Source organism: Iodidimonas gelatinilytica (assembly GCF_008579125.1).
Taxonomy (GTDB): Bacteria; Pseudomonadota; Alphaproteobacteria; order Sphingomonadales; family Rhodothalassiaceae; genus Iodidimonas; species Iodidimonas muriae.
Genome location: NZ_BKCL01000029.1, coordinates 1 through 1,188 on the forward strand (window position 1 = coordinate 1; position 1,188 = coordinate 1,188).

The window sequence follows — 1,188 nt, forward strand, 5'->3', positions numbered from 1 at the left end:
TGGCGAAGGCAAAGTTTGAGCGGAACAAGCCGCATGTGAACATTGGCACGATTGGCCATGTTGACCATGGGAAGACGACCCTGACGGCAGCGATCACGAAGGTGTTGGCCGAGACGGGTGGTGCGTCGTTTACGGATTACGCGAACATCGATAAGGCACCGGAAGAGCGTGAGCGTGGGATCACGATTTCCACGTCGCATGTGGAATATGAGACGGAAGGCCGTCACTATGCGCATGTGGATTGCCCGGGCCATGCGGATTATGTGAAGAACATGATCACCGGCGCGGCGCAGATGGATGGCGCGATTTTGGTTGTTTCGGCAGCGGATGGTCCCATGCCGCAGACGCGCGAGCACATTCTTTTGGCGCGTCAGGTTGGCGTTCCGTCGCTTGTTGTGTTTTTGAACAAGGTGGATCAGGTTGACGATGAAGAGCTTCTCGAGCTTGTTGAGCTTGAGATCCGCGAGCTTTTGTCGGCTTATGAATTCCCTGGCGATGACATTCCGATTGTAGCCGGTTCTGCTTTGGCTGCGTTGGAAGGCAAGAACCCTGAAATTGGTGCCGAGAAGATCCTTGAGCTGATGAAGGCTGTGGATGCTTATATCCCGACGCCTGAGCGTCCGGTTGACAAGCCCTTCTTGATGCCGATTGAAGATGTGTTCTCGATTTCCGGTCGTGGGACGGTTGTGACCGGCCGTGTTGAGACGGGGATCATCAAGGTTGGTGAAGAAGTCGAGATTGTTGGTATTACCGATACCAAGAAAACGACGGTGACCGGCGTTGAAATGTTCCGCAAGCTTCTGGATCAGGGTGAAGCTGGCGATAATATTGGAGCGCTTCTGCGCGGTGTTGGCCGTGACGATGTGGAGCGCGGTCAGGTTCTGGCAAAGCCGGGTTCGATCACCCCGCACACCAAGTTCAATGCGGAAACCTATATTCTGACGAAGGATGAAGGCGGTCGTCATACGCCGTTCTTTGCCAATTATCGTCCGCAGTTCTATTTCCGCACCACGGACGTGACCGGCATGGTGACGCTTCCTGAAGGCACGGAAATGGTGATGCCTGGCGATAATGTGACGCTGGGTGTGGAACTGATTGCGCCCATCGCCATGGATGAAGGCCTGCGCTTTGCGATCCGTGAAGGTGGCCGTACCGTCGGTGCCGGCGTCGTTGCCTCCATCGTCGAGT

The 1,188-nt window shown here is 55.5% G+C and carries 1 protein-coding gene; it reads left to right on the top strand.

From position 1 onward, the window contains the following. Positions 1-1,188 (top strand): elongation factor Tu (gene tuf / locus JCM17844_RS13845; protein ID WP_150001484.1); only part of this gene is annotated, 1,188 nt, incomplete at both ends.